Raw genomic sequence first — 21,846 nt, forward strand, 5'->3', positions numbered from 1 at the left:
AATTTTCTTTTTATAGTTTAACATTAACACCTATGGTGTAGATGGCCGGTACTGGGTACGTTTGGCGATCCACGCCATCTGACACTTCTGGATTAAATCCATTGTAGTTGAAAAGAGTCAGTGGTCTTTCTGCGGTCAATGTAAATTTGAAGTCGGGTGCATTCCCCTTAAGTTTATCACCACGAAGGGTGTAGGCCAACTGAATGTTCTGGATTCGGAAGAAATCTCCATCTTCTACCCAAAAATTACTCAAACGCTGGTTCCAGCTATCTCGTAGACCTGCAGATGATGGATAACTGTTGCTAGTCCCCTCACCATGCCATCTATTCTTGGCCAAATCGGCATCCATATTGGTATCGTTGGTGAAGATGACCTCACCTCGTTTTCTGTTGAGAATTTTGTTGCCAGACTGTCCGTAAAAGTTCATGGAGAATCCGAAGTCTTTGTAATTGAGCCCGATATTACCTCCATAGGTGAATTTTGGAAGGAACGAACCAATGACCATTCTATCTTCATCAGTGATTGTACCATCGCCATTTCGGTCATTAAAAATTAAATAACCGGGTTGAATGTTCTGCCCATCGGCAATTGCACTTTGCGCTACCGGGTCGGCATCAATCTGGGCTTGGTTTTGATAAACTCCAGTGGTTTCGTAGCCGTAGAAAGCATAAAGTGGTTCGCCTACCATGGTTCTTTGTCTAAATTCGGCAGAACCTGAATCGATATAGCCACTTTCATCCTCTATTTCAATGGCCTCGTTTTTTACGGTGGTAAAATTGGCTCCAATAGTATAGGTAAAGTCCGGAGAAATTTCATCGCTCCAATTTAAGGCCACCTCTACCCCTGAGTTACGGATAACCCCTGAGTTTCTGGACACGGTTTGGTTCGCGATTGGAATATAAACGGGCATAATGGCGTCTTCCGTATCCCTAATGTAATAATCAGCTTCTACGGAAAGTCTGTTGTTCAAGGTGTTCATGTTGAAACCGAAGTCCAACTCCTCAACAACTTCCCAAGTTAAATCGGTGAAGGTACTTGTAGCGGTAATCCCTGTATTTGGCGTATCGCCCAAGTCAACTGTTTGATTGGAAATGGTATTGGAACCTGAACTTGCAGGCACGTTATCGTTACCTAAACGACCCCAAGCCGCTCTCAATTTTAAGAAATCGAAGAAGCCCACATTTTCCATAAATGGTTCTTCCGAAAGTACCCAACCTGCACCAACAGATGGAAAATATCCCCACTGTTCTTTGGTGAACTTGGATGATCTATCTGCTCTGAAAGTTCCATATAGAATATAGCGGTTTTTAAAGTTGTAGGATACCCTTCCGAAGTAGGATTGCCCATAAATTCTACGATTGTTCTCCGCTACATTATTGTTAAAGGATAAAGGATCTGCAAAATTGAGGTACCATGATGTTTCATAGTCGATACCTGCAATGTCGCTTCCTGTTGCCTGAAACTGGTTTGCTGCTTCATCCCTAAAAGAGGTTCCCGCCATAACGGTCACAATGTGATCTTCATCAAAAGTGTCCGTATAGGTCAACACATTGTCCCAAATTTGGTTAAAATAGTTGTTCTGACGTCTGTTAATGGATGAAATTCTTTGATCACCAAATCCCATGTTGTAAGGTAAGTTCACATACCGCTCTTCCAGGGCAGAAAAGTCAACATTATAGGTGGTTTTAAACGTTAGCTTGTCTTTAATAATGTCAGTTTGCAAATAAACATTGGCCAACAACTTGCGTATTTTCAACCTGTTGTCGTTGTAATCCATATCTGGGAAAGGGTTTTGTGTTCCCCTGTAGCCCAAAGCTTGTGCATTCGCATAGCGAGTTGGAGATGCCTCGGTGTTCATTTCATCAAAAACTGGTAAAATCGGTACTGCAAAATAGGCTTTGAACCAGGCTGAGTTTTCAGGTGTTTGTTGGGTCGCGTTACTGAATACGGTATTTACTCCCATTTTTAGGTTATCCAACACATCTATATCCAGTTTGGATCGAATATTGAACCTTTCATAGTCGTTTTTCATATCCAACAAACCTTCTTGAGAAAAGTAGTTGGTACCCATGGAGTAGGAAACGTTATCGGTGCCACCTGTTACACTTAAACTGTGGTTTTGGATAACACCATCACGAATAATCTCATCGTACCAATCTGTGTTTACATCCGGTACGTTGGGGTTGATTCGGCTACGACCGTAGCGTTGCATGGCATTTAATATAAATTGAACGTCGGCAGCAGAACCAGACTCAACAGCCATGGTCACAAACTGCTCAGCATTGGCCATTTGCAATACATTTTGGGCTCTTTGAATACCGGTATACCCATTGTACTCAATTTGTGGCTTTCTGTTTTTACCACCAGATTTTGTTTCAATGATAATTACACCGTTGGCAGCCCTTACCCCATAAATCGCTGAAGATGAAGCATCTTTAAGTACGTTCATCGACTTAATATCGTTTGGGTTCAAGAAATCGATGTTGCTGTAGAACATCCCGTCCACTACATACAATAAGCTTGTCGCATTGGAATAAGTTCCAAGCCCACGAATTCTAACGGTTGGTGAAGCGCCTGGAGAACCAGGTGATACAATTTGAACCCCAGCCACCTTACCTTGAAGGGATTGTACTGGGTTGGCCGAAGGCGTTTTTTCAATTTGTTCCGCATCTACCGTGACAATGGAACCGGTTAAATCGGCCTTCTTTTGTGTACCATAACCTACCACCACAACTTCATCTAGATTTTGTGTGTCCGCTTCCATGGTTAGGTCGATGGTAGTCCTATTATTAATAGGTATGGTTTGAGTTGTAAATCCGACGTAGCTGAACACCAAGATTCCGTTACTTGGAATGTTCTCCAAACGATAATTACCATCAAAATCGGTTTGGATTCCTGTAGTAGTGCCTTGAAGCACTACACTTGCCCCAGGTAACGGTTGTCCCATATCATCGGTCACCGTACCCGAAATCGTTATATTGTTCTGGGCCAAAAGTACGGCCTGAAACAACAAAAACGAGATTAGCAAAAGTTTGCTTTTAATTTTCATAATTGTGCAAAAATAGAGTTAGATTTTTACTAAATTAATAAAGTAGCCCATCGATAGCCCGCTGTTGGAATACATAATAAATACATCATCAATGAAGGGCCTGAAACCCCTTGTATTACCTAGTTTGCAGTAGTACACCCTTCCTTTGATGTAAAAAGAATTAACATAGTGATGTAGTAATGATGTAGTGGTAAAATTGATATTTCATCACTTAAAATACGCTTAAACCCTTTTAGAACGTGATGAGAAAATTGGATAGATTTTCAGAACTGTCCATATCCAACTTTTTTCGAAGTCGATAGCGATGTATCTCCACTCCCCTTACCGTAATTCCCATAAGTGGGGCAATTTCTTTAGTGGTAAGGTTCATCTTAAGGTAAGCACATAGCTTAAGGTCCTTTGGAGTTAAGGATGGAAAAGATTTCAATAATCGTTCAAAGAAATCTTCATGCAATTCTTTAAAGTTGACCTCAAATCGTCTCCAATCTTCAGTATCCTCAATGGAACTGTTCAATTTTTTGATGAATGACCTATACCGTTGTGAATTTGAAAACTTCTCCTTATTCATCACCAACATATTTTTAAGTTCCAAAATCATTTCATTTTTACGGGCTATATTCAAGGTAGTGCTTGCCAATTCGTTTTGTTTTAATTTTACCTGATTGGCCAATTCCTCCTTTTCCAATTTTTCCATTCGTTCGTGCTGTTCTTGTTTCAGCTGTTCTTCCAGCTCGCGTCGCTTACGTTCCAATTTTCTTCTGTTGTATCTACGCACCAAATAAATGACAAGTACACCCAGTGCAGCATATAAGACAAAGCTGCCCCAGGAGAAATACCATGGCGGGGAAATTGTGAACTGCAACGTATTAAAATCAGAAATGGAATTTTCCATGCCTGAAGTGGCAATTTTTAAGGTGTATGCACCGAATGGCAGGTTTTGAAAGTTGATGAACCCATTTTCAGAATATTCGGAATACTCCTTTGGGCCTTCAAGCCGATAATAATAATTCGGTGAGATGTACTCCGAAGCGGCTACTTCAATGGTTATGGACTCAGAATGACGAAATGGTATTTCCAGGGACTCCTCTAGGACAGAATGTTTTTGTTCTTCATCATAAAGCACCACAAATTGTGGAACAGGCAGCTCTTCACTGGTTATTTGTTTGAGTCTTGGATCATTAATCTTAGCGAATCCATCTGTCAACGTAATATATGAAGTACTATCATTTACTTGCACCACCTTTTGGGAATCAGGGGCAAGTCGCTCGCGAAGCGGCAAATCGGTCACTAATAGACTATCACCCTTTAAATTGGTATGGATAATGGCCTTGTGATTCTCGTCGTTCACAAACCAGAAATACTCCTCATCAAAAAAGAGCAATTCTTTATTGTTGTAATCCTTGAACGCATCAAATTTTTCAATACGATCTGCAATTGGATTGTAAGCGAACCAATTACCCTCACTGTTTAGCACAATGGTATTTTTAATATTGTAAAGCTTTACATTGTACTCACTTGGCGCTCCTTCGTGATCAAACTCCTGAATCTCATCAAACTCCCCATAGCCAGTCCCTTTAAAGTTCATGCGGTAAAATCCTTTGTACGGATGGGCCACCCATAGCACCTCTGGGGTTTCAAAACACAATTGCTTTACCGGTGCATCAAAACCCTGAATTTTATCTACCTGCCATTGGCCATTTTCCAATTTTTGAAATTTAGCCAGTCCATTGTACGTGCCCTGTACATAAGTGGCAGTTTGGCCCGGCACCTTAATCATTTGGTACCCGCCTGCAATATCACTTACTTGCTCAAAACTATCTTCAGTGACTTTATAGGTGCCTGTATTATGACCACAAAGCAAATCGCCTTCGACAACCCGTAAATCCCACACATGTCCTTGTGAACCATTTACAAATTGAAGTTGGTTTCCTTCAAAGTAAAAAACCCCGGTATTACTTCCTAAAAACAATTTTCCGTTGTACCAAGCAATGCTGTAAACCATTCCCAGTGTACCCGTATAGTCGGTGTAGTATGAGATGGGATTATTGATTCTAACCCTTGCGATTCCATTATCAAGACCTAACCATAACTGATTTTTGAACAGTAATAGGGAAAGTACTGTATTGTTTTGAAGACCCGATTCCCGATTGAGTATCTTTTGTTGTTTGGAAGTGGTATCATAGAGGTACATCCCATTCTTGATGGTTCCAAAACCCAGAAGTCCATTCCCCAATAAGGTTATTTTGTTTAGCTGGTGCTGTTTTAATGCTTCGTTAATGGGTGCGGACCATGGGGTAAGACTCGTTCCATCATATAAGAAACAACCGTGAAGTTTGGTTCCTATCAACAGTTGACCTTCAATTATGGTCATATCATTAACCGTTTTTCCATTTAACAGTTCTTGATTGGGCAAGGGAACAGATTTACCTTCTACCACCTCATAAAGTCCGGTAGACCCTGCGGCAACAACCAACTTGTTGTTGAACTCGATAAAATCAGAAACTACATAAGGTGGGTCTATTACCGTTATTTGGTCATTGGAGTAGGTATAGATTGAAGAAAAGGAACGGAACATCACCGATCCATCTTTAGATGGAAAAATCTCCCAGAATTCTTCACTCGTAAACGTATGGTCTTTAATCAAATGAGTTAAGGAGGTGTACCCAAGTTCACCGAACTCATTTTTGGTCCAATACCCAAATTCCTCATAAGACCCTGTATACACCCTATCTCCGATGTTTTCCACTGAACGGATGATGGTATTGTTGGGCAATTTGTTCAACGTCCATTCCTCACCATTAAAATGTAGTAAACCTTTATTGTTGGCAACGAAAAGCTCACCCTTTTCGTTTACCGAAATATCCCAATTTTTAGTTCCTCCTTTATAATCCAATAATTGATAGTTTTGGATGGGAGGCAACAATTGCTGCCCTATTAAAGGCAAACAAGCGAAATAAAATAGAAGAATAAAAAGCCTAAATAGCATGCTGTTTAGTTTGTTCGATAAAGGTCTTTCGAAACAATGAATATACAAAACTACTGGGCCAAATATAAGAGGTTGAAAAACCAGATTATGTTAGATAGTTGTTGTGATGATTCTAAAAGTTAGATTGATCCGTGGTGATGGCACCTTTTTGGTGGGAGGCAATCGATGGTGCCAATGATTTTGGGTTACGCCTTTCATTACCAATAAACTACCATGGTGCAAATTCAACTCCACTTTTTCTTTGGTGTTTTTATGTTTGAAAGCAAATTTACGTTCTGCTCCAAAACTAAGGGAAGCAATTGCACCATTGGGTTGTAATTCCTTTTCATCATCACTGTGCCAACCCATTCCTTCCTCACCAGAATGATATAGATTTAGCAAACATGAATTATAAGTGGTTGCTGTGAGCGTTTCGGTCAGTTTTTTTAATTCAAACAATTCTGGAGTCCAAAACAAGGCTCTTTTGGTGGTATTGGAATAGGTATAGTCGAACGCTTGATCCCCAAACCAAGCTATCTTACGTTTGGTTTCGATACGTTTTCCAAACATAAAAAGCACATCTTTTTCCCAAGGAATGGAATCCATAAGCTTTTGAAAATAGTGGTCTGCCTCGGTTTGATTCAAAATTGGGCCAAAATAGTTTACCACCCCATCTTTGGGCAATAGATTTTTGTTGGGGTCTATTTGACTGCTGAACAAATCCATTTTTAATTGGAAAGCATCTCTTGGCTTTTTGTCAAAATTTCCACTACGCGCTCCTTTAAAAAATCGGGCTCAATTATTTTAGCATAGTCTCCGAACATTACATACCAACGGGCAAAGCCATTTTTCCAATCATGGGTCATAAAGGTCATTTCCACTTGTTTGCCCCTTACCTCCTCCGAAACCAATCCGTAATTTTTAGATTGGCCTTTGATGTACTTTGATATCGTTTTGTCCACCAATATTTTAACCTTGGTCTTGTTACTCGCTTCCTTTGTGCTCCGATGTTCATCCAAAGTACCGTGTTCCAACATAAAACCCTTGGAGGTTCTAACTATATATTGAATTCTATCCGTTCGGAAATGCCTGTAATCCGTTCGCAAATGGCAATAGCCCAAAATATACCAATACCCATTTTCATTAAAAAGTCCCACGGGCTCAATGTTTCGTTCGGAAGGTATCTCCTCCCGCAACGACTCATAACGTAGAAACACCTGTTTTCGCTCGGCGATGCTCTCAAAAAGTATTTCTAAAGCATTGGGCACTTTATCATTGAACAGCACTTGACCTGGAACAATGGTAACTTGGGTTTCCAAAGCCTCTACCCAATCTTTTTCACTTCCCCGCAGTACAGATTTCAACTTGAACATTGCCGATTCGTAATACGCCCCAAGAGACTTATCGGTAAACTGCTGCATCAACTTTTCTGCAGCCACAAAACTCCCTGCTTCTTCTCGGGTAAACATTACGGGTGGTAACCGATAGCCTTCCATAATGGAATACCCAACCCCCGCTTCACTCACTATGGGCACTCCCGAGGCCTCTAAAGTTCGAATATCCCTGTAAATTGTACGCAAGCTCACCTCAAATCGGTCCGCGAGTTCCTGTGCCTTTACAATCCGCTTGGTCTGTAGCTGAATTAAAATAGCAACAATCCTATCAAAACGTTTTACGGTATCTATTCCCATAATTGCGTGAGCTATCTCCCAAAGATAGGATTTCAATCCAAGGATGGAAGGTGTTTTCCAGCTCATCTTACTTTATTTAATCGATTGATTAGTTTCAAAATCGGTCTCGACTGCCTGTCCATTCGTTAGACAGGTATTGGACCTTACTTTCATCTCTTTTACAAAGCTATGTTGGCCATGTGACAACAGATTGTCAACACACTTTTTTTGATTTTAATTTTCACTACTGACAGGGGGCTGTCACACCCCCATTTTACCTTTGATTTCAGAAACAATAAACCTTTAAATCATTTTCACATGGAAAACACCATCAATGAACAAACAACAGCCCAAGTTATGAGTCCAACACAATTTTTAGAGCATTATCAAGGTCACAGAAGATTAACCCGAAAGGTTATCGAAGCCTTCCCAGAAAAAGAGTTTTTCAATTACAGTATCGGTGGAATGCGCCCTTTTTCCGAGATGGTGAAGGAGCTTTTTGCCATTGCCGTTCCCGGACTAACCGAAATCGTATCCGGTACCGCTTCCGAATTTGACGAGCACAGGGATTATGGGAACACCAAAGCTCAATTTTTAGAAAAATGGGATCAAGACACGGAAGAAATCAACCAGTTGTGGAATAAACTCAGCATTGAACGATTCCAAGAAATAATAAAGCTTTTTGGACAATTTGAAGGTTCTGTACTTTCCCAATTTCAATATTTTGTGGACAATGAGATTCACCACCGAGCACAAGCCTATGTGTATTTACGTGCCTTAGAGATTGAACCGCCATTTTTTTACGATCGCTCATAAGTTGAAATGAGAGTACACGTATTTAAAACTTCTGTACAACGAAAGGGTGAGGTGAAAAAACTTCGTGCTTCGTTAAACGGAATTATTGACCAGAATGGGTGCTGGAATTTTGACCTTGAGGATTGCGACAACATTCTTCGAGTGGAATCCCAAAACCTGAATGCTCCAAGAATCACTTCACTCTTAAAAAGTCAAGGTTTTAGGTGTGAAGAACTCCAATAAAGAAAAAGCCCCCTTTTAAAAGGGGGCTTATACTATTAAAGACCTGTTTTTTGTTTTAATTCGTTGAACTGGGTCAACAGTTCTTGGTAACGGTCTTTTTCTTCTTGACCGAGCACTTTATCACTGCTACCCATTATATTATATAGGTATGAAATTTGGGACACCATCATATTTTGTGGATATGCCCCTTCTTCATTCTTCAATTGTTTAAGGGCAGACTCGTAGGCTTCCAATTTGGCATCGCCGATCTTGCTCTTTTTTAATTTCTTGATTTCTGTTTCCAATTTATCCTGATACTGACGTGCTTCCGAAAGTAAATCCATTACTTTTCCATGCAATGCCTGTTGTTCCACAATATCGGCTTGAGTAACACCATCTTCCGCCAATCTTGGGTCAATCACTATTTCAAAAGGCTTTTCAAAAGATTGGTTTCCAACGGTCAATTTTGCTCTGTAACTTCCTGGAGGCACCATTGGTCCATTTCTATAACGCCTGTTCTTATTTTTGGCCCAAGCGCCTTTGGCTCTTAAGTTCCATTCAAATCGATTGAGTCCTTTTTTGGTTTCCAACTTTTTATCGATGTACACAAAAGTCATGCTCAAGCCCATATCCTCCACTTTTTCAGTGGTTGATTTCATTTGGGTGGAATCGCTTACAATTTTCGCCACTATTTCATTGCTACTGTTCAATATCTCCAAGGCTACGCCATCTTTGGTTTCCTCTGGCAAATAATAATCAATGGTCACACTAGTTGCAGGATAATTTGGGTAATCACTTCCGTACCAAGGCGTTCTGTAGCGAATGGTATTATCTGGTTTAAAAAGAACAGGAGTATCTCCCAAACTTGAAATATTTTCATCCTGCAATGCAGAAATATTGTCCAAAATCCAGAAACCACGACCCATGGTGCTCAAAATCAAATCACCCCTGAACAGGATAATGTCGGTTATAGGAGTTACGGGAAGGTTTTGTTGGAATTCTTTCCATGTTTTTCCATCATCAAAAGACACGAACATGCCGTATTCAGTTCCTGCATACAAGAGCCCTTTGCGAACCGGGTCTTCACGAAGCACCCTAGTTACATGATCCGATGGTATTCCATTGGATTCTGTACTGATCAATGTCCAACTTTTTCCATAATCATTGGTCTTATATAAATATGGCGTTGGGTCGCCCAACAAATGTCGGTCTACTGCAATATAGGCCGTTGCAGGGTCAAATTGTGAAGGCTCTACCGATTCTACACGTCCACCTTTTGGCAGTTTTTTCGGAGTTACGGTTTCCCAAGTTTCACCTCCATCCTTGGTCACGGATATAACACCATCGTTGGAACCGGTCCAAATCAAGCCTTGAGTGATTTTCGACTCGCGAATGGAGTACAACGTGCTGTAATATTCCTCACCAGTAATATCCCTTGTAATCGGATTTCCTGAAATTACCTGCTTATCCGGTTCATTGGCCGTTAAATCTGGAGAGATGATTTCCCACACTTTTCCGCCGTTCTTGGTTTTGTGCAAAAATTGGGAACCCATGTACACTACCTCTGGATTCCATGGCGACACATGAATCGGTGCCACACGTTGGAACCTATATTTTAAATCTTTGGGATTGTGTCCATAAATATTAGTCGCCCCAATGGAGTATTCACGGCTAATTCCCGTTTTTTTACTGTACACACTAAAACGTCCCTTACAGTTATTGTATACCAAATAATGATTTCCGGGCATTGGAATTGCAGGACCAGTTTCACAACCACCAACACTCATCATCACACTTCCGTTTGCAGGATTTGAAGCCGTTGGTGCCGAACTCGGAATGGCAATGGTTGAGTTGTCTTGCTGTGCGCCATAAACCCAATAAGGGTATTGGTCATCCACTGCTACTTGATAAATTTCTGCTGTAGGTTGATTGAATTGCGTAGACCAAGTTTCACCTCCATTATGGGAAACGTTTGCCCCTCCATCATTACACTGAATCAATAAATCAGGGTTGTTCGGATTCAACCAAATATCGTGGTTATCACCATGGGGCACACTCATACGCTTCCATGTTTTTCCTCCATCAATGGATTTTATCAATGGGTTGGCATTGGAGAAAATGATGTCTGGATTGGTTGGATCCAGCTCAATGTTTGTATAGTAAAATGGTCTATTTACCAATCTTTCATCATCAGATACGTGTGAAAAGGATTTTCCTTGGTCTACCGACTTGTAAAGTCCTCTATCATCACCTGGTGCCTCTATCACTGCATAAAGAATCTTAGAATCAACTGCAGAAACGGCCAAATCAATTTTACCAATAAGACCAGTCGGCAAGCCTTCTTTTAATTTGGTCCAATCTTTACCACCATTTACGGATTTGTAAATTCCACCATCTTTATTTTCACCACCTGAATCGATAGTCCAAGGGGTCCTTCTTGCTTTCCAAGCGGCAGCATAAACCACGTTTGGGTTGCCAGGCAATAATTCTAAATCGGCAAAACCTACTTCGTCGGAAACAAACAATACTTTTTCCCAAGTAGCTCCTCCATCCGTAGTTTTATAAATACCCCGGTCTTCGTTCGATTTGAATGCATTTCCAATGGCGGCCACCCAAACAATATTATTGTTGGTGGGGTCAATTTCAACAGCTCCAATCTGTCCAACATTTTCAAGACCGATATGTTCCCAAGTTTCACCACCGTCGATGGACTTGTACATTCCTTTACCTTCGATGATGTTACTACGGATTCCGTCAGAACCTGTTCCTATATAAACAATGTTTGGGTCGTCCAACGCCACCTCGATGGCACCAATAGATGGGGTTTTAAAAAAACCGTCGGAAACATTGTTCCATGTGGTTCCATAATCGTCTGTTTTCCATACGCCACCACCAGATGCACCCAAATAAAAGGTTCCCGGCAAAGCAGGGGTTCCAGTTACTGTGGTAACACGACCTCCCCTTGAAGGTCCTATTGTTCGGTATTGCAGGGCCTCGAAGTCTTGGGCCAATGCCCCTATCGTTATAAAAAATGATAATAGAAATTGATAAAATTGCAGTTGAAGTTTCATGAGTTAGTTATGTAGTTTGGTTTCCTCCAAATCTACTAAATACTTACCCAAATTAAAATTGATTGGTACGGTTTTGCAATCTTTATAATAGAGCATGAAGTAATTGGCACATTCCAAGGCTTTAATAGCAGAAATCCATTAATATTTAAAATATGTTATTTGTTTTCGACATAATGGACCAATCTGTGATAATGCAAATAAAAAAAAGCGTTGTGGCCAGACTAAAGAGCCATCCCTCCCATTCAATAAACCTAATTCTCCACCAAAAATATCAATATCACAATTCTTAAACTTAGAATGTATTCTTTTTTTATTTTTTCTGTTGAATAAATGTATTATTTACATTTTTTTTATATGTTTAACAAAAATTAACAAAACTTACATTTTTATGAAGATTACGCTAGTTAGAAGTCTTTTGCTGATTGGTACATTTTTATGTATCGGTTTGGCAAAAGCTCAGACAGTATCTGGTACTGTTTCGGATGCTAACGGACCACTTCCGGGAGCAAGCGTATTGGTTAAAGGAACAACCAATGGTACGCAGACCGATTTTGATGGTAATTATGCCTTGAACAACGTTAGTGAATCCGATGTATTAGTATTCAGTTATATTGGGTACAAATCCATTGAAGTTGCCGTAAATGGTCAATCCACCATCAGCATTACAATGGAGGAAGATGCCCAGGCGTTGGACGAAGTGGTAATTATCGGATATGGACAGACCACCGTGAAAGATGCAACCGGTTCAGTGGCCGCAGTTACTTCCGAAGATTTTAATGGGGGTGTAATTACCTCACCTGAGCAATTGATACAAGGTAAAACTGCAGGTGTCAACATCCAACAGACTACTGGAGAGCCAGGTGCAGGCATTCAAATAAATATTAGAGGTGCTAACTCTGTTAGGGCGAACAACAACCCACTTTTTGTGGTTGATGGTGTTCCTTTATTTGGACAAAGCACAGAAGCAGTAGGTTCCAATGCAGGTGGTACCGGTTCAGGTCAGGTTGGTAACCCGCTAAACTTCTTGAATCCCAACGATATTGAGAGCATCAGTATCTTAAAAGATGCTTCTGCAACGGCCATTTATGGTTCACGTGGTGCCAATGGCGTAGTGATAATTACCACCAAAAGCGGTAAAGGTTCCGCTGGTGGCGTTTGGGAATTTTCATCCAATCTAAGTATTGCAACTCCAGTTAGGGAATATGACCTTCTTGACCGGAACGAATACTTGACCGCTCTCCCCGATTATGGAGGAGATCCTGTAGCCAATGATTTTGGTGCCAACACAGATTGGCAAGAAGTTATTTTTAGGACCACAGCCTCAACAAATAACAATTTAGCTTATTCGAACAACTACGGTTCAGGTAATGTTAGGGCTACCTTCGGTTATCAAAAACAATTCGGTATTATTGAGAAATCTGATTTCGAGAGAATTACTGGAAGACTAAACTGGAGCCAAAGATTCTTAGAGGATAAACTTACCGTTAACTTACAATCTTCAATATCAAGGGTTAATAAATCCCAGCCACCGATCAACTCTACCGCAGGGGTAGAAGGTGACATCTTGGGTGCCTCCTATTCTGGAAATCCAACATGGCCCAATAATCCCAGATTTCAGCCAGAGGGTAGTATTTCTAGAAACCCAATCAACATGTTAACTGAATCTCAGAATATTACCAATACAGATAGGGTTCTTTTAAATGCATCGGCCGAATACAAGATTACACCAGAAATTACTGGTAAAATCAACCTTGGCTACGATAAATCCGAAAGTGAGAACGTATCCGTATTAAGTTCAGACATTCTTAATTATCAAGGAATTACAGGATTAGGGTACGGAACATACTATACACTCGACCGTGAAAACAAAACTTTGGAAGCTACTTTGAATTATGCTAAAGAATTTAACAATTCAAATTTAGATGTCATTGTAGGTTATGCCTTCCAAGACTTTAGATCACTTGGCAGAAATGCTCAGGGTAGAGGATTTAGAACCACAGAGTTAAACGCAATGGGTGATGATTTGGTAAACACTGTCAATGCGGCACAAGCATCAATAGACGGTTCGTTCCAACAGTTCTATTATGCGGCCAATACAACGGATTTATTTGTCAACCGTTTATTCCCTGAATCAAAAACCGATAATCTTCCATATAGTTTTGACAGGCCCATCACTGCCATTGCAGTAGAAACTTTTGATAATACTGATGAGCTTCAATCTTTCTTCGGAAGGATAAATTATAGTTATGCCGGTAAGTATTTGTTTACCGGAACGATGCGGGCAGATGGTTCCTCACGCTTTGGTCCAGACAATGCTTATGGTTATTTCCCTTCAGGAGCCTTTGCTTGGCAGATCGGAGAGGAAGATTTTATTGGGGATAACATTTCCACCTTAAAATTGCGTTTAAGTTCGGGGATTACCGGTAACCAAAGTGGTTTGGGTTATGGAAACTATGTTGCCAGACAACGTTTTGGAGGTATAGGTATCAACAATTCTGCCGAAATACAACAAAATGGTTTGGCCATTGTGGCCACTGATGAACCCAGCCTTAAATGGGAAACCACATTGGATTTTAACGTTGGTTTGGATTTTGGATTCAATAGTGATAGGTTAAATGGTAGTATTGATTTATATTATAGAGATACCCAAGACCTTTTATTAAGGACTCCTCCCGCATTTCCTTCCACAACACCTTTCCAGTTTTCCAATGTTGATGCCAGTGTAATTAACCAAGGTATTGAATTTGCTTTGGCCTATGATTTTATTCAACAGCAGGATGTGAATTTCTCAGCAAGTTTTAATATTTCATACAACAAAAACGAAATTCAGGATTTTGCAGGAGCAATCAATTCAGGACCAATTAATGGACCTGGACTTACTGGTGCCTTTGCGCAGCGTTTTGAAGCCGGATACTCCCTATTTTCTTACTACATGGCAATCTTTGAAGGATTTGACAGCACAGGAAATCCAATCTATACTGATGTAGATGGAAATGGCGTAGGAGATCCCGATGTTGATAAAACTTGGGTTGGTGAAGATGCCCTTCCAGATGTAACAAGTGGACTTTCATTAAACCTTAATGTCAAGAACTGGGATTTCTCAGCATATTTCTCAGGTCAGTTTGGTTTCTCTGTTTACAACAACACGGCAAACTCGTTCTTTAATGCAGGGCAATTGGGTACCGCCAGAAATGTCACCAAAGATGTTCTTTCACTTGGTGAAGACCCAGGTGCCTCAACTGCGGTTTCTTCAAGATTCTTGGAAAAAGGTGATTTTGTACGTATGCAAAATGCAACTCTTGGTTACAATGTACCTCTTTCAGGAGAAGGAGCATTCAAAAGTCTAAGACTCTCATTAACAGGACAAAACTTATTCTTAATAACCGATTACAGTGGTCCTGACCCAGAAGTAACTGCCAATACAGGTAATTTAAATGCTGCTGAATTACCTACAAGGGGAATTGATTTTATGAACTTTCCCAATCCAATGACAATCACTTTTGGAATAAATGCATCCTTTTAAATAAAAATTGTTTGAATCATGAAAATAAATAAATTTAAAATTCATTTACTTACTTTCCTCGGGGTACTTGCCGTAGCCGCTTGTACCAATTTGGAAATTGAGGAAACGGACTCCTTTATTTCAGAAGGTTTCCAAGGCCTTGAGAACCCTACCTCATCGCTTGAAGCACTATATGGCAATGTTAGAGGCTACCTATCTGACCAGGCCAACACCTATGCCTTGAATGAGGTGACCACAGATGCACAATTGATTCCTACCAGAGGGGCCGATTGGGGCGATAATGGTCGATGGAGAAAATTGCACCAACATGAATGGGGTCTTGAAGACTCGGATGTGATTACCCCTTTTGAGCAATGGACCTCAAGCCAATTACTGGCTTCACAGATCATGGACGAAAGAAGTAATGCTCCAGCAGATGTTATTGCACAAGCTCGCTTCTTAAGAGCATATAGTATGTTCGTGACCTTAGATCTTTATGGACAAGTACCTTTCAGGGACACATCTTTGCCTTCAAATTCCGTCCCCGAAGTATTGACAGGGCAAGCAGCTGTTGACTTTATTATTTCAGACTTGGATGAGTGCATTTCAAGTTTACCGACCACTCCTGCAAATTCAGGGGATGATTTAGTTGAGCCCAGTAAAGCAGCTGCTAGATTCTTAAAAGCAAAAATTCTGTTGAACAAGCACGTTTATTTGAATCAATTGAATGGTGGTGGTGGCACACCTGATTCCGCTGATATGGCCGCTGTTGTTTCATTGGTAGATCAAATAGAGGCTGATGGCTTTGCACTTCATGATGACTATTTTGAAATTTTCAAAAAGTCTGCAGATAGTGAGACCATCTGGATTACAGAATCCAATGTTCAAAATATGATTTATGCACCCTTACACTTAAATTCATTCGGTTTGGCCGGAGGTGGTGGCTGGAACGGTTTCAGTACTTTGGCGGAATACTATGATTTATTCGAGGGTGACTCAGAAAGTAATAGAGTCGAGACTGATTTAACGCCTTTGGATGGACAGGAAGAAAGAAGAGGTGGTGTACCTCCAGAGGGACTTCCGTTTACAAATAGGGAAGGAACAACCGAAGTTTCAGGCTATGAATTTGGTTCCAATGTAGGTTTTGGTTTCCTGATTAATCAACAATATGATTTAGATGGTACCAAACTTACAGATAGACAAGGTAATGACTTGAAATTTGGAAGAGATTTTGTGGATGGAACCGGAGATAAAAACCTTATCAATAACAGTGAACGTACTGGTATTAGAATCATTAAGTACAACCCTAGATTTGGTCAGACCACACAACACAAGGTAATTTTCCGTTGGGCAGATGCCCTTCTTATGAAGGCGGAAGCTCAATTCCGTTCAGGGCAAGATCCAACAGCACTGATCAATCAACTTCGTGCTATCCGAGGAGCAACACCATTGGTAAGCGTTGGGGAGAGCGATATTTTAGATGAGCGGGCTAGGGAACTTTATACCGAAAATTGGAGACGTAACGATTTGATTCGTTTTGGAGAATATTTGAGAGATTGGGAATTTAAGGGCACAGCAGAAATTGAGAATACAAAAAGGCTTCTTTTTCCAATTCCACTGCCACAATTATTGGCCAATCCTAATTTGTCCCAAAACCCAGGGTATTAAACAATTCAAAGTTTAGGCTGTTTTAATATTTTGAAAAGGCCGCCATTTTGGCGGCCTTTTCCATTTCATCAAGCACCTATTAAACAATTATTATACAATTGCTAGGCAATTGTTAACCTTTGCCATCTTCCCAATTCTAATGGAAATGGTTAACTTGTTTTCCATTTTAGATGAATGAAATGAAAAGATCATATTGGTTTATTTTCGGTATTATCTTAATGATGGTAAGCTGTTCGGAACATAGTTCCAATACACTTTTTGTCCTAAAAAAATCTACCAAGACAGGGATTACTTTTTCAAACACTCTCAACCCCACCCCAGAACTAAATATCCTTAACTATCTCTATTTCTATAACGGTGCCGGTGTTGCTGCAGGCGATTTTAACGGTGATAATCTTATAGACCTGTACTTTACTTCAAATCAAGGAGAGGACAAACTGTATTTGAACAAAGGTCAGTTCAAGTTTGAGGATATCACAGAAGCTGCAAACATCAAAAATGACTCGGGATGGACAACCGGGGTGACCCATGTGGACATCAACAATGATGGGTTGTTGGACATCTATATATGCAAAGTGGGAAACCATGGACAGATTAGAGGTCGAAATTTACTCTATATCAACCAAGGCATGGACAAAAATGGAGTACCCACCTTTAAGGAAGAAGCCCAAAACTATGGTTTGGATTTTAGCGGGTATTCTACACAGGCCGCTTTTTTTGACTATGATCTCGATGGGGATTTGGATATGTACCTGTTGAACCACTCCGTAAACTTAAACAGCGCTTACGGAAAAGGGACAAAACGGAAAATGGTTGACTCAATGTCGGGGGATATACTCTACCGAAACGATGATGGAAATTTTGTAGATATCTCCAAACAAGCCTGCATTTTTCAGGGAACCATAGGCTACGGACTTGGCTTGGCCATAAGTGATATTAACAACGATGGCTATCCGGACATTTATGTAGGGAACGACTTTTATGAAAATGATTACCTCTACATCAACCAGAAAGATGGCACCTTCAAAGAAGCCATATCGCAGGATGATACAAAAATGGGACATACCACCCATTTCTCCATGGGCAATGATATCGCCGACGTCAACAATGATGGACTGGCCGACATTCTATCTCTTGACATGCTTCCTGAAGATCTGGAAACCTACAAAACTTCGGGGCTGGAGTACCCCTACCCTGTATATCAGCAATATCTTAAAAATGGATATGCCCCCCAGTTTATGCAAAACACTCTCCACCTTAATTTGGATGGGCAACATTTTGGAGAAATTGCCAACTTAAGTGGAATTGAGGCCACCGAATGGTCGTGGGGCGCACTGTTTGCCGATTTTGACAATGACGGTTTTAAAGATTTGTTCATCTCAAATGGTATTCAAGGGGTGACCAATGATATGGACTTTATCAATTACATCTCCAATGAACACATCCAAAAAAATATAGAGAATGGTTTGTCCGACAAGGATATGGGCCTAATTGATCGTCTACCCAGTAAGAAGGTTCCGAACTATTTCTATAAAAACAATGGCGGGATAACATTCTCCAATGTGACTGCTACTTGGAGCCAAAAAAAGGCTTCATACAGCAATGGATGTGCCTATGCAGACCTTGATAACGATGGGGACCTGGATTTGGTGGTCAACAATGTAAATGAAGAGGCCTATATTTTGGAAAACACCCTCGACAAGGGAAATTCCATCAAAATAAAATTCGATGGACCGCCCAAGAACCTGTTTGGCATTGGCGCCAAGGTCATCGTTTTTCAAAAGACCAAGAAGGCGGTCCAGGAAAATATAGCCACGCGCGGATTCCTTTCTGCCAAGGACAATAGTTTAAATTTTGGCATTGGGAAAGACAGTATTATTGATTCTATCCAAATTGTATGGCCAGGTGGAAAATACCAGACCCTGCACAATGTATCAGCAAATAGAACCTTAACATTATCCTTTGAGGATGCCACTGGCAGCTATTACAACAACAACCCTAAACAAGGTGAGTCCTTATTTTCGGCCCCCTTTCAAAAGTTGGACTTTACGCATCAAGAACTGCTATCTCTTGATTTCGACCGAAATGCTTTGGTGCCATTTTCGTACTCCAACGAGGGACCATCCATTTCAGTGGGTGATGTTGATAATGATGGATTGGACGACATCTTTATCAGCGGGGGGAAAAGGCAAGCTTCTGCACTTTTCCTACAGGATAAAAATGGCAGTTTTACACCGCAACAAGAAAAACTTTTTGAGTTGGATGCCCTCAATGAGGATATTGACCATGTACTTTTTGATGCCGATAACGATGGAGACCTTGATCTTTTGGTAGTCAGTGGTGGTAACGAGTTTACCAAGGGCAATCCTCTAGTTCCCAGATTATATCGTAATGAAAATGGAACGTTTGCCAAGATTAACGATCAGTTCGCCGATGTGGAAATCAATGCCTCCAAAGTAGGTGCTGTAGATGTGGACAATGATGGGGACCTGGATGTTTGTATCACATCCAATGCAGTTCCCACCAAATTCGGGGAAACTCCCAAGCAATATATCTTCAAGAATGATGGAAATGCAAATTTCACTGAAATCACCACGACATTTTCACCAGATTTTGAGACCATCGGAAATGTTAAGGATTTTGTTTGGACCGATTTGGACAATAACGGATTTGTAGATTTGGTGGTTTCCGGACATTGGACCCCGATTACTGTTTTTTTGAACAATGGGAAGCAACTCATCAAGCAGGAAAACAATGGTCTTGAAAAGACAAACGGCTGGTGGAACTGTATAAAATTAGGTGATTTGGACAATGATGGTGATCAAGATATTCTGGCCGGAAACTGGGGCTTAAATACAAAGTTCAACGCTTCGGTTGAAAGACCCATTACCCTCTACATCAATGATTTTGATGGAAATGGCTCTATAGAAACCGTAGTGACCTATTTTCATGGGGACAAGGAAACTGTTTTTTCCTCTAAGGACGAACTGGTTAAACAAATGCCTTTTTTGAACAAAAAGTTTCTTTTTTATAAAGACTTTGCAAAAGCCTCTTTAGAAGAGCTCTTCGGGAAGGAAAAATTGAGTCAGGCCGTTAAAAAGCATGTGTACTTATTGAAAACATCCTATTTTGAAAACGATGGAAATGGCCACTTTTCACCAAGGGAATTGCCCCTAATGGTCCAATCGTCCACCGTCAATGACATCTTTTTGGAAAAAACTGATAAAGAAAGAATAAATGAAGTGCTGATGGTGGGAAATAATTTTGAGATAAGTACACAACTTGGTCGATTGGATGCTTCACATGGACTTTTGTTACAGAGTGATGAGCAGGGCCATTTAGGCTGGAAACAAAATTTAAACATTTCTGGAGCTGCCAGAAAGATTGGAAAAATAAATGGGAATGGAGATGAAAAATTCATCATTACCTTAAACAACGATGCTCCCATTTTTTTAATCAAAAAGCAGCAAATAAATTGAGGTTTTAACCAGCCCCTTCCTATGATTTTTCGAGTGTATTGTTTACAACTGGGTATTACTAAGAAATGTGATTTGCTAATATTATCTGTTTAAACGAAAATGACATTTTTCAAACCAAAAGCTTGTTGGAAAATGCTTAAAAAAGTAACCTATGGAACTACTAGAAACAATCTATTCCAAAACAAAAGATATTGTTCAAGGTATGAACAGGTCTTGAAATTGACTCAATGGCAATTGGTCAAATTAAGTGTGAACTAACCTGATATCGTCAATAAATAATACATTATTTTTGGGTTTGAATATGAGAAAAATCTTTATTGCAGTCCTTTCTTTTATCATCATTGTGCTGTTTTGGTATCTTTTCCTAAAGCCACAGGACTATCAAGTCAGTTTTAAGGCAAAGGCAATTCCAGGCACCATTTATGAAACTGTTAAGGCTTGGAACAAGACCTTGGACAGTTCTTCTTTGATTGAGTACAACAGTCTCAAGGATTTTAAACAAACCCTTGTTTTCAATGACTCTGTCCACATATATGAATGGAATATTATCCCTATTCATGATTCATTGAGCGAAGTTGAGGTGAACATTAAGGACCGTGACCATTCATTTATGAACAAAATCAAAGTGCCCTTTATGGATACCGATTTTGAAAAAGGTTCGCGAAAAATGTTGCTTGATTTCAATCAATACTTGGAAGAGCACATAAAAAGTTTTAAAGTTTCCATTATTGAAGAGGACAACCTTTTCTCCACTTTTTGTGCATGTGTTCCACTAAAATCTGCTCCAGAGCGTAAAGCTGAGGGAATGATGGCAAATCACTCTTTTCTAAATTCCATTTTATTCGAAAATGAAGTACAACTGAACGGCCCTCCCTTTATTGAGGTGGTAGATTGGGATTTAAAAGCAGATAGTTTGTCCTTTAACTTTTGTTACCCAATTATTCGTTCCGAAAAACTACCCAATCATCCGGACATAAAATACAAGAGAATTTTTGATAAAAGAACGTTAAAAGCGGTGTTCAATGGTAATTATATTATTTCGGACAGAGCCTGGTATGCCCTCTTAAACTATGCTGAAAAGCACAATATCCCGGTGGAAAGAAAACCCATAGAGGTGTTTATCAATAACCCCAATATGGGTGGCAATGATTTAAAATGGAAAACAGAGGTCTATTTGCCCATCAAGGAATCCGAATAAACAGATTAGATAGTACATATGGAGTCCATTATAAGTTCGCCATGTTCCAGACAACGGCCTTTATTGTTTTGCGCGGTAATCGCCTTTTCTTCTCCCAAAAATAATTAGCGGTGAGACCATGGAGCCTTCACTTGTTTTCATGCTATTAATTCACCGAACCCTGCCTCTTTTATAAGGGGTCAATTGAATTCAAATGAAAACATTAAAAACAAAAAGCACTGTCCATC

11 protein-coding genes are annotated in these 21,846 nt (G+C 40.2%); 6 read left to right on the forward strand and 5 right to left on the reverse strand.

The genetic code is table 11. The features are described from left to right. Positions 1–10 precede the first annotated feature (10 nt). From ABT310_RS00970 to ABT310_RS00985, 4 genes are all read right to left on the reverse strand, one after another. Positions 11–3,049 (reverse strand): SusC/RagA family TonB-linked outer membrane protein, encoded by a 3,039-nt coding sequence (locus ABT310_RS00970; protein ID WP_375324903.1) that lies wholly within the window; start codon positions 3,047–3,049, stop codon positions 11–13. Positions 3,050–3,281: 232 nt separating this feature from the next. Beyond that, a complete protein-coding gene (locus ABT310_RS00975; protein ID WP_375324904.1) occupies positions 3,282–6,035 on the reverse strand; it encodes a Two component regulator three Y domain-containing protein in 2,754 nt (917 codons plus the stop codon). A 90-nt stretch (positions 6,036–6,125) separates the two neighbouring features. Continuing rightward, the gene (locus ABT310_RS00980; protein ID WP_375324905.1) at positions 6,126–6,740 is read right to left on the reverse strand and encodes an alpha-ketoglutarate-dependent dioxygenase AlkB; all 615 of its coding nucleotides are present in this window, start codon (positions 6,738–6,740) and stop codon (positions 6,126–6,128) included. A gap of 2 nt (positions 6,741–6,742) precedes the next feature. After that, a complete protein-coding gene (locus tag ABT310_RS00985; protein WP_375326132.1) occupies positions 6,743–7,705 on the reverse strand; it encodes a helix-turn-helix transcriptional regulator in 963 nt (320 codons plus the stop codon). 297 nt (positions 7,706–8,002) lie between these two features. Between ABT310_RS00985 and ABT310_RS00990 the strand changes: the two genes are divergently transcribed. Then, positions 8,003–8,500 carry a DinB family protein gene (locus tag ABT310_RS00990; RefSeq protein WP_375324906.1) on the forward strand — a complete coding sequence of 166 codons (498 nt, stop codon included), beginning with the start codon at positions 8,003–8,005 and terminating at the stop codon, positions 8,498–8,500. A gap of 6 nt (positions 8,501–8,506) precedes the next feature. Next, the gene (locus ABT310_RS00995) at positions 8,507–8,722 is read left to right on the forward strand and encodes a hypothetical protein (RefSeq protein ID WP_375324907.1); all 216 of its coding nucleotides are present in this window, start codon (positions 8,507–8,509) and stop codon (positions 8,720–8,722) included. Positions 8,723–8,757: 35 nt separating this feature from the next. Here the strand turns inward: ABT310_RS00995 and ABT310_RS01000 are convergent, their stop codons facing one another. Continuing rightward, positions 8,758–11,772, reverse strand: a complete 3,015-nt coding sequence (locus ABT310_RS01000; RefSeq protein WP_375324908.1) for a hypothetical protein — start codon at positions 11,770–11,772, stop codon at positions 8,758–8,760. Positions 11,773–12,160: 388 nt separating this feature from the next. Between ABT310_RS01000 and ABT310_RS01005 the strand changes: the two genes are divergently transcribed. The 4 genes from ABT310_RS01005 (at position 12,161) to ABT310_RS01020 (ending at position 21,619) form a co-directional block, all read left to right on the forward strand. Beyond that, a complete protein-coding gene (locus ABT310_RS01005; protein ID WP_375324909.1) occupies positions 12,161–15,295 on the forward strand; it encodes a SusC/RagA family TonB-linked outer membrane protein in 3,135 nt (1,044 codons plus the stop codon). An 18-nt stretch (positions 15,296–15,313) separates the two neighbouring features. Further along, positions 15,314–16,942, forward strand: coding sequence for a RagB/SusD family nutrient uptake outer membrane protein (locus ABT310_RS01010; RefSeq protein ID WP_375324910.1), 1,629 nt, complete (start codon positions 15,314–15,316; stop codon positions 16,940–16,942). A gap of 179 nt (positions 16,943–17,121) precedes the next feature. Then, positions 17,122–20,421, forward strand: a complete 3,300-nt coding sequence (locus tag ABT310_RS01015; RefSeq protein WP_375324911.1) for a VCBS repeat-containing protein — start codon at positions 17,122–17,124, stop codon at positions 20,419–20,421. A 301-nt stretch (positions 20,422–20,722) separates the two neighbouring features. Then, complete coding sequence (locus ABT310_RS01020; protein ID WP_375324912.1) at positions 20,723–21,619, forward strand: GyrI-like domain-containing protein; 897 nt, start codon at positions 20,723–20,725, stop codon at positions 21,617–21,619. The last annotated feature ends 227 nt before the right edge of the window (positions 21,620–21,846 follow it).

Origin of the sequence: Flagellimonas cixiensis, assembly GCF_042134615.1 — a bacterium.
In the GTDB taxonomy this organism is placed as follows: domain Bacteria; phylum Bacteroidota; class Bacteroidia; order Flavobacteriales; family Flavobacteriaceae; genus Flagellimonas; species Flagellimonas cixiensis.